Annotated in this window: 15 protein-coding genes; 5 read left to right on the forward strand and 10 right to left on the reverse strand. The window is 45.8% G+C overall.

What is annotated here, in order from left to right; all coding sequences use genetic code 11:
- Together ABDW16_RS19700 and ABDW16_RS19705 are read left to right on the forward strand one after the other, a co-directional pair.
- Window positions 1-497, forward strand: a 497-nt coding sequence (locus ABDW16_RS19700; RefSeq protein ID WP_343672115.1) for a M28 family peptidase, incomplete at its 5' end; no start/stop codon positions are given.
- 71 nt (window positions 498-568) lie between these two features.
- Window positions 569-853 (forward strand): pyrimidine/purine nucleoside phosphorylase, encoded by a 285-nt coding sequence (locus ABDW16_RS19705; RefSeq protein ID WP_343672117.1) that lies wholly within the window; start codon window positions 569-571, stop codon window positions 851-853.
- A gap of 33 nt (window positions 854-886) precedes the next feature.
- Here the strand turns inward: ABDW16_RS19705 and ABDW16_RS19710 are convergent, their stop codons facing one another.
- A complete protein-coding gene (locus tag ABDW16_RS19710) occupies window positions 887-1,288 on the reverse strand; it encodes an NUDIX domain-containing protein (protein WP_343672119.1) in 402 nt (133 codons plus the stop codon).
- A gap of 96 nt (window positions 1,289-1,384) precedes the next feature.
- Between ABDW16_RS19710 and ABDW16_RS19715 the strand changes: the two genes are divergently transcribed.
- Together ABDW16_RS19715 and ABDW16_RS19720 are read left to right on the forward strand one after the other, a co-directional pair.
- Complete coding sequence (locus tag ABDW16_RS19715) at window positions 1,385-2,266, forward strand: glucose 1-dehydrogenase (RefSeq protein ID WP_343672120.1); 882 nt, start codon at window positions 1,385-1,387, stop codon at window positions 2,264-2,266.
- A 185-nt stretch (window positions 2,267-2,451) separates the two neighbouring features.
- Entirely contained in the window at window positions 2,452-3,648 is a 1,197-nt protein-coding gene (locus ABDW16_RS19720) for an NAD(P)-dependent oxidoreductase (RefSeq protein ID WP_343672122.1), read from the forward strand.
- A gap of 42 nt (window positions 3,649-3,690) precedes the next feature.
- Here ABDW16_RS19720 and ABDW16_RS19725 read toward each other — a convergent pair whose 3' ends face one another.
- From ABDW16_RS19725 to ABDW16_RS19740, 4 genes are all read right to left on the reverse strand, one after another.
- Window positions 3,691-4,737: a mechanosensitive ion channel family protein gene (locus ABDW16_RS19725; RefSeq protein WP_343672123.1), complete on the reverse strand. Its 1,047-nt coding sequence runs from the start codon at window positions 4,735-4,737 to the stop codon at window positions 3,691-3,693.
- A gap of 21 nt (window positions 4,738-4,758) precedes the next feature.
- Complete coding sequence (locus ABDW16_RS19730; protein WP_343672124.1) at window positions 4,759-5,484, reverse strand: methyltransferase; 726 nt, start codon at window positions 5,482-5,484, stop codon at window positions 4,759-4,761.
- 2 nt (window positions 5,485-5,486) lie between these two features.
- Window positions 5,487-6,491 carry a tRNA (adenosine(37)-N6)-threonylcarbamoyltransferase complex transferase subunit TsaD gene (gene tsaD, locus ABDW16_RS19735; protein WP_343672125.1) on the reverse strand — a complete coding sequence of 335 codons (1,005 nt, stop codon included), beginning with the start codon at window positions 6,489-6,491 and terminating at the stop codon, window positions 5,487-5,489.
- Window positions 6,492-6,606: 115 nt separating this feature from the next.
- Window positions 6,607-7,854, reverse strand: a complete 1,248-nt coding sequence (locus tag ABDW16_RS19740; protein WP_343672127.1) for an ABC transporter permease — start codon at window positions 7,852-7,854, stop codon at window positions 6,607-6,609.
- Between the two features lie 107 nt (window positions 7,855-7,961).
- Here ABDW16_RS19740 and ABDW16_RS19745 point away from each other — a divergent pair, with 107 nt between their 5' ends.
- Window positions 7,962-9,545, forward strand: a complete 1,584-nt coding sequence (locus ABDW16_RS19745; protein ID WP_343672128.1) for a peptide chain release factor 3 — start codon at window positions 7,962-7,964, stop codon at window positions 9,543-9,545.
- Between the two features lie 271 nt (window positions 9,546-9,816).
- On the opposite strand, the gene ABDW16_RS19750 is transcribed toward ABDW16_RS19745, so the two are convergent.
- The 5 genes from ABDW16_RS19750 to ABDW16_RS19770 form a co-directional block, all read right to left on the reverse strand.
- Window positions 9,817-10,302: a DUF6265 family protein gene (locus tag ABDW16_RS19750; RefSeq protein WP_343672129.1), complete on the reverse strand. Its 486-nt coding sequence runs from the start codon at window positions 10,300-10,302 to the stop codon at window positions 9,817-9,819.
- The gene (locus ABDW16_RS19755; protein ID WP_343672130.1) at window positions 10,274-12,199 is read right to left on the reverse strand and encodes a menaquinone biosynthesis decarboxylase; all 1,926 of its coding nucleotides are present in this window, start codon (window positions 12,197-12,199) and stop codon (window positions 10,274-10,276) included. The genes ABDW16_RS19750 and ABDW16_RS19755 overlap by 29 nt, the downstream gene beginning before the upstream one ends.
- A gap of 232 nt (window positions 12,200-12,431) precedes the next feature.
- Window positions 12,432-12,758: a hypothetical protein gene (locus ABDW16_RS19760; protein WP_343672131.1), complete on the reverse strand. Its 327-nt coding sequence runs from the start codon at window positions 12,756-12,758 to the stop codon at window positions 12,432-12,434.
- Window positions 12,759-12,821: 63 nt separating this feature from the next.
- Window positions 12,822-13,088, reverse strand: a complete 267-nt coding sequence (locus ABDW16_RS19765) for a hypothetical protein (RefSeq protein WP_343672132.1) — start codon at window positions 13,086-13,088, stop codon at window positions 12,822-12,824.
- Window positions 13,089-13,347: 259 nt separating this feature from the next.
- The gene (locus ABDW16_RS19770; protein ID WP_343672133.1) at window positions 13,348-14,196 is read right to left on the reverse strand and encodes a DUF6089 family protein; all 849 of its coding nucleotides are present in this window, start codon (window positions 14,194-14,196) and stop codon (window positions 13,348-13,350) included.
- Window positions 14,197-14,646 lie beyond the last annotated feature (450 nt).

Raw genomic sequence — 14,646 nt, forward strand, 5'->3', positions numbered from 1 at the left:
GTGCCCTGTTCGTATGGCATGGGGCAGAAGAACGGGGATTGTTGGGTAGTTATTGGTTTGCAGAACACCCCACTGTGCCAGCAGCATCGCTGGTGGCAGTGCTGAATGCCGATATGATAGGTATGAACTCGCCTGACAGCGCGGCGCTGCTGGGATCAACACCGCCCCACCTCAACTCGTCTGACCTGGTAAATATTGCACTTGCAGAAAACACCAAAGGACCAAAATTCAAGCTGGATACAGCATGGGATAAGCCTTCTCACTTTGAAGGATTCTATTTCCGCAGCGATCATCTGCCCTATGTGCGAAAGAATATACCAGCAATATTTTTCACCACCCTCACACATCCCCGTTATCATACACCAGCCGATGAAGCTGCAACTATCAATATTGAGAAGTTAACAAAAATGACATGGTGGATGTATTTGACAGGGTTCAATGTGGCAAATGCTGCTAACAGGCCCAAAATAGTAGATGGGTTTAAGTTGGAGAAATAAAGAATCATTTCAATACATTACCTGAAATCAGGGAATAAATTAATTTTGCCCTTTAAAATAAAAATCAAACTATGAGTACAGTATCGCACAATGTATATTTTGAAGGGAAAGTGCAAAGCCTGGGTATCGAGGTAGAGAAAGGAAAAGCCACTGTAGGCGTGATGAAAAAAGGGACTTATGTATTTAATACCGGTTCGCCCGAAACCATGGTAATTATTTTAGGCAACCTGAGTGCACAGGTGAAGGGTGGCGACTGGATCAAATATACAAAAGGCGATAGCTTTGAAGTAGCCGGAAATTCTTCTTTTGAAGTAAAGTGCGATACAGATGTAGCTTATATCTGCTACTATAATTAAGCAGCTATAACGCCGGAGCTGCTGTCTCCGGCGTTATACCAGCCCATCTTCCTTCAATTTCTCAAACGCTATCAGCACTCCGGGTACCTGGTGCTCCTCTTTCTTATACTCCTCCAAATCAAAATACCTGACATCCCCTATCTCTGCCGAAGGCACCACTTCCTGCTTTAACTCATGCAGGAAGCAATCCTGCTCCATTATCAACTCCACCTCGCCAAATGCAGGTGCTGTAATATGATAATACCATTTCAACTCTTCCTGTGGAATTAAAATATTCAGTTCCTCCTGTACTTCTCTCTGCACAGCCTCCACAGCCGTTTCCCCGGCATCCATCTTCCCGCCTGGTAAATACCATGCCTGCTTGTTCTTACTAAAAGCCAATAATAATTTCCTGTTTTGTACGACTACCAATCCGGCTGTATATATACACTTCATCCTACAAAAATAAAAATATCGCCCAATTAAAGATTATGATCCCTCCTCCTCATGGCATAATAATCGCACAATACCTACTATAAAAAACATAATACCATGGCAAATACATCGTTACAAAACCCGGTTAAAAAACATCCATCCGGATTTCCGCCACAGGAACAATCCCTCCCTGGCTCTGAACAGCAAATGCAACCCAGGCCCGATCATGGTGAGGAATCATACAAGGGCAGTGGTAAACTCGCCGGTCGCAAAGCCATCATCACAGGCGCAGATTCAGGCATTGGCAAGGCAGTTGCGATCGCCTTTGCCCGGGAAGGGGCAGATGTGGTGATCTCTTACCTGAATGAGGAAGAAGATGCAAAAGATACGGCTAAGTTTGTAGAACAGGCAGGACAGAAAGCAATACTGGTGCCTGGTGACATCAGTAGTGAAGAACATTGTAAACAGATAGTGGACAAAGCGCTCCAGGAATTCGGCAGCATCGATATTATTGTCAACAACGCTGCTTTCCAGGTTACACATGAGTCACTGCAGGATATACCCAGTGATGAATGGGACCGTACTTTTCAAACGAATGTGCATGCCATGTTTTATATCCTCAAAGCCGCAGAACCGCATCTGAAGCCAGGCAGCAGCGTTGTCAATACCACTTCCGTGAATGCATATACCCCTAAGCCTATATTGTTGCCATATACGGTTACAAAAGCGGCTATACAGAACTTTACGGCTACGCTTGCACAGTTATGGGGCGAACGGGGTATCAGGGTCAACTGTGTAGCCCCCGGCCCCATCTGGACACCATTGATTCCGGCCAGTTTTTCTGCTGAACAAACCGCTGAATTTGGAAAGAATTCACCAATGAAACGGGCAGGTCAGCCTGCTGAACTGGCACCGGTGTATGTGTTGCTGGCATCTCAGGAGGCTAGTTATGTATCAGGGGCTACTGTACCGGTTACAGGCGGGCAACCGACAATTTAAAGAGTGGATAATTACAAAAATGGAGCGCATTCAAAAATGAAGCGCCCCATCCACCTGTTACCTGCAATACAATTTTTAGTAATGCCGTATTATTGAAACCAATTCAAACCATATACCATCAAAAATTCCAGCCGGCACTACTTCCTGTATTTTTTCCGATATTTGGCCTACACCAAATCGCCAGTATGTTATATATCGCACTGATAAGAGAAGAAAAACTGCCCCATGACAACCGCGTCGCCTTTACCCCACAACAATGTCAATGGATTGCCCGTCACTACCCACAAGTGACCATCGTCGTACAGCCCTCCCCATGGCGCTGCTATAAGGATGAAGAATATGAACGGGCCGGCATTACCCTGTCCGAAGATCTTTCTCACTGCCAGATTTTGCTGGGTATTAAAGAAGTGCCTGCCGAAAAATTACTGCCCGGCAAAACATATTTATTCTTTTCTCATACACGGAAAAAACAACCGCAAAATCAGCAGATGCTGAAAACAATCCTGGAAAAGAAGATTAACCTCATCGATTATGAGTGCCTCGTTCACCCGGATGGACAGCGGATCCTCGGGTTTGGTTTCTTTGCAGGGGTGGTGGGCGCACACAATGGGTTGCTCGCTTATGGCCGGAAAACGGGAACATTCTCACTTACGCCGGTGTATGCCTGTCATGATTTTAAAGAACTGATCAATCATTATTTCGGGGCCAAATTACCACCGCTTAAAATTGTGATTACCGGTTCAGGCAGGGTGGCTGCAGGTACCCTGGAAGTAATGGGATTGCTGGGGATTAAATACCTGCCACCAGAGGAATTCCTCATTAACTCCTATACCTACCCGGTATATACACAGTTAAAAGCCGGTGAACTATACCTGCGGAAATCTGATAAGACTTATAGTCGTGAAGACTTTCACCTGCACCCGGATCAATATGATTGCCGGTTTTTGCCTTTTGTGACAGCGTCGGATATTCTCATGAATGGGATTTACTGGGATGAACGCATTCCACCGTTGTTTACATGGGCAGACCTGGAAAAGAGTAATTTCAGGATCAGGGTGATTGCCGATATTACAGATGATACAAACGGGTCGGTGCCCTGTAATCTGGGTGACTGTACCATTGATGATCCTGTGTACGGTGTAGACCGCCATACAAGACAACAGACAGCTCCATACCTGCAGGATACAGTCGATATGATGTGTGTGAGTAACCTGCCGAACGAACTGCCGCGGGATGCCTCGCAATATTTCGGAGATCAGCTGATGAAGTATGTGTTCGACGATTTGTTAAAGGCGGAAAGTCATGTTATTCTCAATGCTACTATTGCTTCAAATGGGACGCTTACAGAGCGGTTCAGTTATTTGGAGGATTATGTATCATAAAATAGTAAAGAGCGCGGACCAAACGTTCCGCGCTCCTTACTATCAATTACCCGCATTCAATATCGTCTGTGTCGGATAAGCAAACTGAATATTCCGCTCCGCAAACGCTCTGAATATCGCAAAGTTGATCGCCTGGTGTATATCCATATACTTATTATAATCACCTGTCAGCACATTATACACCACCTCAAACTTCAAACTATATGCCCCATAACTCGCAAAATGCGCTCTGTCAAATGCAACCCCTTCCTGTGCAGTGATAATCTCCGTCAATAATGCAGGTATCTCTTCTATTACCTCCGCCGGCGTTTCGTACACCACATCCAATATAAACGCAATCCTGCGCTTTTCCATCCTTTTGAAGTTGTGAATACGGGAATCCGTCAGCGCCTTATTGGAGAAAATCATTTCCTCTCCACTCGTACTGCGGATGCGGGTTGTCTTCACCCCAATCTCCATTACCGTACCACTCTTATCCCCCACCAGGATCGCATCGCCAATCTCAAACGGTCTGTCAAAAAAGATCACGAAATAACAAAACAAATCACTCAGTATGTTCTGCGATGCCAGTGCAATGGCCACACCACCAATACCCAGACTCGTGATGATCGTCGTGACATTGTACCCGAAATTATCCAATAAGAATACGATCGCAATACACCATAATACCAGGTTGACAATCATCAGTACCCCCTTGACTTCGCTCCTTTTTGGATCTGCATAATGCCTTTTCTTCAGGTAAGAAATTAATGAATACTCTATCACCATCGTCAGCACCCGCAATACAAAAAAAGTATTCACCAATACCAGCACCCCGCGTAATCCGCCGGCCACCTTATCGGGCAGTGTGAGATAATGAATGCCGCCATAAATCACCGAAATATACAGCGCCGGCATTATCGCGCGGTCTATCACGCTGATCAGGAAATCATCTACTGTATTGACGGTTTTCTCCGCCCATTTCCTTAACCTGTGTAATATGATACTCTTAACGATGCGCAGGACAACCAATCCAACTACGATAATTCCCAACGCAATGACATAGGCATACAAAGTATTCCCCCAAAAGATCTGATTTAAACCTTCCATGCTGTGATGTTCTAACTAAATTTATAAATACAAATAATAAGGCTGTAACAATGCCCTGAATGCGGCTGTGTAATCATTCCCAGCTTCCTTTATAGCCATTACCTCTTCATTGCGGGGCACATTTTCCCGTCCGAAAACAGCGATGGTGCGGAACTTGTCATGATTCACACTTTGCTTTACGTGCAGTACTTTGCGGGGATAAAATCCTTTTTGTGTGGCTAATACTTCAAAAGCGGCATAAGGCTTATAGGGTAACAATACGGAGAAAACGCCGGTAGGCGCAAGATGCTGATCTATTATATGTAATAACTCTTCATAGTTCAGGGTGGTGGTATGCATGGCCTGATTCCTTAACTGATCCGGACTTTTTAAGTCTGATTCATAAAAAGGTGGATTGGTGATGATGAGGTCATATTGAGCATCTAATGATAAGGAACGGGCATCGCCCACCAAAATGTTTAACCGGGAGGCCCAGGGAGATACGGTAAAATTTCGCGCCGCCTGACCTGCAGCTGCGGTATCCAGTTCTATGGCAGTGATAGGTGATAAGGGAAAACGCTGCGCCAGCATCAGGCTCAATAAACCTGTGCCGGTACCAATATCTAAAATCCGGGGGGTCGGTAATACATTGGTATCCACATACCACCCCGTATACGCTCCCTGCAAACAGGCATCTGTACACACTTTCATGGCACAATCTTCCTGGTTGACTGTAAACTGTTTGAAACGAAAAAATTGATTCGCCATACCTAAAATGCTGCTCTTGCTCCAGGCACTGCATCCAGCCCCACAAACTCCTTTGCCTGGTATTTATAATATGCTGTTATGGCTATCATAGCTGCATTGTCCGTACAATATTCAAACTTAGGAATGTAAGTCTTCCAACCATACTTCTCACCATTGGCTTGCAACGCCCTTCTCAACCCACTATTCGCACTCACGCCACCGGCAATACCAATCTCTTTAATCCGCGTTTCTTTACTTGCCTTCACCAGTTTATTCATCAGTATACTGACAATCCTGTGCTGAATAGACGCACAAATATCCGCCAGATTATTTTGCACAAAATCTGCCTCCTGCTGCTGCTTTTCCTGCAGAAAATAAAGAATGGATGTCTTCAACCCGCTAAAACTGAAATTCAGTTCCGGGATCTGTGGCTCAGGGAATTTAAACCGGTTCGGGTCTCCCTGTTGCGCATATTTATCAATCAAAGGACCACCCGGATAAGGCAGGCCCAGTAATTTAGCACTTTTATCAAAAGCCTCACCCGCTGCATCATCCAGTGTTTCCCCAATCACTTTCATTTGTAGCGGACTATCCACCCGCACTATCTGCGTATGCCCACCGGATACAGTCAGGCACAAAAACGGAAATGAAGGAACAGGATCTTCGATGAAATTGGCCAGTACGTGGGCCTGCATATGGTGAACAGCTATCAATGGTTTGTTCAGCGCCAGCGCCAGTGACTTGGCAAAGCAACTACCTACCAGCAAAGCGCCTATCAGGCCGGGCGCCTGTGTAAACGCAATGGCATCCAGTTCTTCCTTACGAATGCCCGACTGCTTAAGGGCATAGTCTACCACCGGAACGATATTCTCCTGGTGAGCGCGGGAGGCCAGTTCCGGCACCACACCGCCATATTGCTCATGAATAGTCTGGTTAGCTATATAATTGGAAAGGACCTTTCCATCTACCAGCACAGCAGCACTGGTTTCATCACAGGACGACTCTATCGCGAGTATTTTTACTGACATGACTGCAAACTTAAAAAGAAAATCCGCTTCTACCTAAGGTAAAAGCGGATTTTCGCAGGGGGATCAATCCGAAGAGAATCCCCCTATATCGATTAAACAACATCCAATTCTCCCATCACGTGCTCCTGATCGCCACCACCGGATCCAGCTTCGACGCCGACCATGCAGGAATAAACCCTGCTATCACCCCCACCACCGTACTCACACTCAATCCTATCATAATATTCTTCATCGTCAGCGCCACCGGAAATACATCAAACATATTCAGTACCAATGTAATCATATATACCAACAACAACCCCAATCCACCTCCCACCAGGCACAACATGATCGCTTCCAGCAAAAACTCCATCAAAATCACCTTCTTCCTCGCCCCAATCGCCTTTTTCAACCCAATAATATTCGTCCGCTCCTTCACCGTCACAAACATAATATTCGCAATCCCAAACCCACCTACTATCAGGGCAAACATCGCTATGATCATCCCCCCTATATTGATCTTGATAAAGATACTCTCCAGGTTCCCGGACGCCGATGTGATCTCATTCAATGAAAAATCATCCTCCTCCGTAGGGCGCAACCTGCGCACAGCCCGCATCACTCCGGTCAGCTCATCCTTCATCTCCTTCACAGATACCCCCGGCTTTGCCTTTATGGTAATAAACGGATCCCCATACAACCGCTCATCTACCACCGTTTTGCCAAAGGCATAAGGCACCATCACCGTATTATCATAGTTAATGGCATCCATGCCAGACCCTTTTTTCTTCAGTACGCCAATCACCTTCACCGGCCTGCCGGCCACCCGGATCACCTTGCCCAGCGCGGCTTCAGGACTCCCAAACAACCCATCCCAGATATTCCCCCCCAGGATGGCCACATTCGCCCCATCATTCTCCTTCCCGGCAAAATACCTGCCCCCGATAATCTTCAGGGACTGGATTTTAATATAATCCTCCGTCACGGGCAGGAACTCCACCCCTTCCATAGATTCACTTTTATAATCGATCCGCTTATTGCCGGATGAAAACGCAAATGCCGCGAACTGCACAGTATGGGTCTTTTCCGTCATGTAACGCAGCTCTTTGTACTCCGGCTGCGGACGGTTCACAAACTTCCACCACGGCATATCCGGCCCCCCATCCCATGGCCACTTCTGAATAAAAATCACATCAGACCCCAAAGCCTCCAGGCCTTTACGGATATTACTTTCCAAACTATTTGTAGCAGTAAATACAGCGATGATACAGAATATACCAATAGTGATACCTAAGAGGGATAAAAACGTACGGAGCTTGTTCATTCTGAGCTCCTGGGCTGCCATTTTCAGGCTACTCCATAATATTTTAATCGTAGCAATCATAGCGTTGTGGCAATCATAGATTAAATGTAAAGTAATGATAAATTGTGAGATTACATTCATTTCATAATTCATTCGTACCTTCGCACACATTTTTGGTACAAACGCATATGAAGTACGCAAGCGAAATCAATAAACGAAAGACATTTGCTATTATAGCCCACCCGGATGCCGGTAAGACCACTTTGACGGAAAAATTCCTGCTCTTTGGTGGTGCTATCCAGACCGCGGGCGCCGTAAAGTCTAACAAGATCAAGAAACATACGACCTCCGACTTTATGGAAATCGAACGGCAGCGTGGTATCTCTGTGGCTACCTCTGTGATGACTTTCGAATACCGGGATATGCTGGTGAACCTGCTCGATACCCCGGGTCACAAGGACTTCGCGGAAGATACTTACCGTACCCTGACAGCCGTAGACAGCGTCGTGCTGGTGATCGACTGCGTAAAAGGGGTGGAAGAGCAGACCGAACGCCTCATGGAGGTATGCCGTATGCGCGATACCCCGGTGATCATCTTTGTCAACAAGATGGACCGTGACGGTAAAAACCCGTTCGACCTGCTGGACGAGCTGGAAGAAAAACTGAGTATCAAGGTGCGCCCCCTGAGCTGGCCAATCAATGGCGGTACCGACTTTAAAGGGGTGTATAACCTGTATAATAAAAGCTTTGTGTCTTTTGCACCTAACAAGAAAGCGACGGATGATGATATCGTTCCGCTGGCGGACCTGAGCAGTGATTTTGTCGATAAGACTTTCAACACTACTGATGCGGCACAGCTGCGTAATGACGTGGAACTGATTGAAGGCGTGTATGATACCTTCGAGAATACGGAATACCTGGAAGGGAAAATGGCCCCTGTATTCTTTGGCAGCGCCGTGAATAACTTCGGGGTAAAGGACCTGCTCGATACTTTCGTAGAAATCGCGCCTACCCCAAGAGATCGTGAATCCAGCACCAGGACGGTGCCGGTAGCAGATGATAAATTCAGTGGTTTTATCTTTAAAATTCACGCGAACCTCGATCCAAGGCACCGTGATCGCATCGCGTTTTTACGTGTATGTTCCGGTAAGTTTGAACGGAATAAATTCTATCACCATGTGAGACTGGATAAGGATGTACGGTTCAGTAACCCTTATACCTTCCTGGCACGGGAAAAGAATGTGGTGGATGATGCGTTTCCGGGGGATGTGGTAGGTCTGTTTGATACGGGCAACTTTAAGATCGGGGATACACTTACGGAAGGTGAGAACTTCTATTTTACAGGTATTCCAAGCTTCTCTCCTGAGTTGTTTAAAGAGGTGGTGAATAAGGATCCGATGAAGACCAAGCAGTTGGAGAAAGGGCTGAGACAGTTGACGGATGAAGGTGTGGCGCAGTTGTTTACACAGCATGGTGGTAATCGTAAGATCATTGGTTGTGTGGGAGATCTGCAGTTTGAAGTGATTCAGTATCGTTTGCTACAGGAGTATGGAGCGTCTTGTATGTTTAATACGTTGCCGTTTTATAAGGCGTGCTGGATTACGGGGAATAAGGATAAGGTAGAGGAGTTTATTCGTTTTAAACAGGCGAATGTGGTGGAGGATAAGGATGGGCATTTGGTGTACCTGGCGCAGAGCGAGTGGTATTTGAATACGGAAAGGACAAACAATCCGGAAGTAGAGTTCCACTTTACGTCCGAAATTCACAAATAGCGTGATTGAGGTGCTTGCTTCGCAAGCACCTCAATCACGTAACGCGAGGATTTTGAGATGAGCAGCGCTCATCTCAAAATCCTCGAAAAGAACAAAAAAATAGCCGCATCCTGTGATCAGGCGCGGCGTTATAATAAATTGTACGACCAACTCAAATGAAGTACAATTGCAGACTGTCCTTAGACTTGTAAAACAACAAGGCAAAGCTATTACAGCTTTGCCTTTGTTATTTATACATTTGGGAAATTGATTTACGCAAATGGGAAATCCACTATTTCCTTTTGTATTGCAATATGATCTCACTAAATGTCTTCTCCTTCTCACCTTTAAAATGAACCTCCAGTTCATCTTCCTTCTTCCACTTATACACTATCTTCTGCGGATAATCACAATCCGGGTTCTCTGCCACAAAACCATTATTTTGTATCACCGTTACCCTGAACGGCACCCGCTTTCCACTCTTTGGATCTGTCACGGCAGCAATGCTGAAATACAAATCCGTCCCGCTTCTCACCAGTTCCATATGATCCATCTCCACACTATCTTTACCGGCTATACGATGCGTTACCCCCTTCCAGGTATTCTCATCCACCTTCTGCCAGTATTCTGTAAATGTACTCCGTTTGGTAGGCATACGCCAATATCCCAGGATGTGATCTACGTACTTAAAGTCGGCCGGCTTTACCTGGGCGATGCTGTTGCTGCAAAACAGTAACAGCAGCAGGTATTTACTGTGGTACCACAGCTTCTTCCCCATACATTTGTGGTTTATATTTTAGCGATGGCGATGGCAGGAAAGGACCAATGTTTAAAGCCTCCCACTTTTCGTCTACTTTGCGGATCGTTTCATCATCAGCTACGACAATATTTGGCCAGTCACGCTCAAAACCGTCCAGCAGTCTTGTTTTCAGCGTACCGTCCAAACCTATACCAGCCCATTCTTTACCAGGCTGGCCAGGTACCGGGTTGCGCACCACGAAGCTATCTCTTCTTGGATCCAGGTTGTTACAAAAGCGCCACAGGGTAGTTGCCAGGTCGCTCACATCCACCGTATGCTCTACAAAGATGATCATCTTAATGCCCAGCATTTCAGGTAGTGCATACAGTTGTTCATTCAGTTCTTTGATGTGCAGTGGGCGTGCTTTCTGTACTGCTACGAAGAGACAAGGAATGTCCATGGCTAGCAGACTATCATTGATCCCTTTTATTTCAGGGAATCGTTTTTGCAGTTCAGCTATATTGATGCCGGCAGGTTTGAGATCCTGCGGATGACTATCCAGCATTTCTTCGTCGTACTTGGTAGTAGCGTCGATACACATCTTACCACCAAAACCCATTTTGGAGCAGGAGTGGTCGAGTACATCCATCGGTCCCTGGCTGAAATAGATGTCTGTAGCAGGGTTCAGGTGCTTAAACATATACTGCGCCAGTGCTTTGTAATCACTGATGGTCGTGTGCTGATCGGCCACTACCAGTATTTTATTGAACATCATCTGACCGGCGCCCCACATCGCATTCATCACTTTTTGCGCCTGGCCGGCATATTCTTTCTTAATCTTGGAAATCACCAGGTTGTGGAATACCCCTTCCACCGGCATTTCCATATCGATCATTTCAGGCACCATGGCCATTTTGATCGGCGCCAGGAAAATCCGTTCTGTCGCTTTGCCAAGGTAAGCATCTTCCTGTGGCGGAATACCTACGATAGTAGCAGGATATACAGCATCTTTACGATGGGTGATAGCAGTCACATGAAAGCGGGGGTACCAGTCTGCCAGGGAGTAGTAACCGGTATGGTCACCGAATGGTCCTTCCCAGATCAGGTCTTCTTCCGGGTCTACGTAACCTTCTATTACGAAGTCAGCATCGGCGGGTACTTCTATATCCGGCTGTGAAATACATTTTACCAGCTCTACTTTCTGCTTGCGCAGGAAACCGGCCAGCATGTATTCATCCACATTTTCAGGAAGGGGGGCCGTAGCGGAATAGGTATATACAGGGTCGCCACCGAGTACAACGGCTACCGGCATGCGTTTTTTCAGTGCCTTGTATTCATTGTAGTGCCTGGCAGATACTTTGTGTTTATGCCAGTGCATACCCGTCAGCTGGCCATCGAATACCTGCATACGGTACATACCCACGTTGCGGATGCCGGTGTTCGGGTCTTTGGTGTGGATGACGGGAAGGGTGATGAACGGACCACCGTCTTTGGGCCAGCATTGGATAACCGGTATTTTGGAAAGGTCCGGGTTCGTCATGACTACTTCCTGGCAGGCACCTTTGCCGCTGACTACTTTGGGCATCCAGCTGGCAAATTGGCCTAGTTTAGGAAGCATGGCCAGTTTATCGAGCATACTTTCCTTAGGTTTGGAAAGCATTTTGAAGAGGTCTTCGATCTGGTGAGCGATGTCATCCAGTTCATTGACACCCAGGGCCAGGCACATTCTTTTGTAGCTGCCCATGGAGTTCATGAGAACGGGGAAGTCCGTACCGGTGTTTTCAAAGAGCAGGGCTTTGCCGCCACCGGGAGATTTGCTGACCCGGTCAGTGATTTCGGAGATTTCCAGGATCGGGTCTACAAAGGTCTTGATACGGACCAGTTCTCCAGCCTTTTCCAGTGTGTCTATGAAGTGTTTCAGATTCTTATATGCCATACCAGGATTCGAAAATTTATGCGAAGGTAAAACCAAAATAAATACTTTTGCCTACGGCAAAAGTATTTATTTTGATGCAGATGACGCTGTGGGCTGGCCGGGCAAACGGCAATCTCCTCGCCTGCAAACGACAATCATCCTCCTCACCCAAAACAACAGTCACCCTCTCCCCCAAAAGCAAAAAGGCCATTTCCAAAGGAAACGGCCTTATTCTAACCTAATGATATATTGATTATAAGCTGATATTTGCATTAATCACCACTCTTGGTCTCTTCACATATACCACTTCAGCCGGAGGCGGTGGTGGTGGCACTGGCGCATAAACCACTGGCGCAGGCACCGGGGCATATACTACTGGTGCTGGTACTGGTACCACTCTCACACCCGGACGACAATCATAATAAGCACCGCGATAGCTTCTATTGCAATCTTCCCAACGACCTTCATGAACACGATAACCTCTTCCATATCCATATCCGTTTCCACGATGTCCATGCTGTGCCTGTGCACTTACTACGGCTCCGCCCATCAGCAGCATCATTATTATTATCTGTTTCATACTGTTAGATTTAGTTTTTGGTAAAATTGATTGGAATTAAAATATAGGAATTATAATATATACTTAAACGTTAAAAGCGTTACTTAAAGTGTGCGCAGGCATACCAGCTTGACTATACACATGGTGGTGATAACGATGTGGTCTGTGGTGCCTTACATGATGCCAGTGGCGATGATGTGTCATCCTGTGCGGATGCGGTGGCAATGGCGGATGTGGTGGCAAATGCCTGTGATGCCTTACATGATGTGGATGCGGTGGCACCGGCGGTTGGGCATCTGACACGACGAACCCTCCTAATATAAATAAGATGATAAATAATATCTTTTTCATGATCCTAACAGTTTAGTAAATAAAAGTTAGCGCGATCGGATCTTCATGAGGAGAGTAAGGTTAATCAACAGGGAAGAAAAGCGTACAACCATCACAGTGCTTTCTTATTCTCTACTCTCTCCGCGATTTCTGAATTCGTTCGCTCCATGATCAGTTGTCTGCCGCTTTCTCTTTATTCCTGTGTTGCCTATGAAAATTCAAGAAGTATGCCAAAAACGAAAATCCTTGAAGATCGTTGACCAGCACCGACTTACACTTACTAAAACTTTGGACAGTTTGAAACTTTCTGTTTCCGCCAGTGATTATATGGTCCCTTTGTACCGCCAAAACGGTAGGCTAGCGTGAATCCGGTAAACACATACCAGTCATCATACTTTTGCGACCCTCTCGGGAATCCTTCCACAGGATACGCGCCGGAACCCCTGTAGGCATATTGTACAGTCTTTGTACCATAACCAGCCAGCAACGTATTATAATCTGCATATCCTTTGCTCACATCATCCAGGTAGTCGGTAAACGTTTTGCGCAATCCTATTTCAAAACCGGCTACCAGGTCGTCACGAATCAGGAACTTTACCCCTGCGCCAAATGGAATGGAAATGTTTGTCAGGTTATATTGCTTACGGTCAGGATACTGGGCAAGCCCCTGCCCTTCTGTGTTCAGACCTCTCAGCTTTACTACGTCGCCACTGCTATCGCGGGTGGTAGGATAAAAACTGAATATGCCAACACCGCCGAATACATACGGTGTCCAGCCCTTGTCGTCTATATCAAATAAATTCAATTCCAGTCTGACATGAAATTCCAGTATAGGTGAACGGAAGCTCAGGTTCCTGTTTTTCAGGTCTGCATTCCTGTTGGTACTGTCTGCCCCGGCTATACGCGCATAAGTCAACCCTGCGCCCAGTGTGACGTGCGGAGTGAGGTCCCGCTTTGCAAATAACCCCAGGTGATACCGGGTATAACCCATATCTACCCGTGATTCTGATAAATCACCACTGTAATTACTGATCCCTAATGCACCACCAACCTGCCAGTACTGTCCAAAAACGGCAATGGGAAGACAAACAAACAAAGTAACAAGTACCTTCTTAGATATAACACTCATAAAATGGTTTCTCAATGCAATTAGATTTGGCATCAACTTACGTGATTGATTAACGACCTTTTTTCATCGCATTTCGATAGGTATTTGTAAGGGGTATCAGGACATTGTTTTATAACGAAGGAGACTGGCATAAAATTGTAAAGAGGCATTCTCATTCTAAACAACGGTCGCTAAAATAAGACTTTTTTGCAGGCTGAACAACTAACTCATCAAATAACGAATACTCAAATAATTATTACCGGTCCTTCAAATGCGGACTTACATATAGATCAATATACTCACATATTATCTTTAAATGTTTAGTATCAACGCATGTAGGTTTATACATTTGTTGAAACGTTTTTTTTTATTATCTGCCGCTAATACCTTACTTTCGAATAGTATCAGTCTATCATAAAATACTATCTGTCCTTCTATGCAATGACAGGTTACAACAAACCTCATTTAGCC

This window comes from Chitinophaga sp., assembly GCF_039596135.1.
In the GTDB taxonomy this organism is placed as follows: Bacteria; Bacteroidota; Bacteroidia; order Chitinophagales; family Chitinophagaceae; genus Chitinophaga.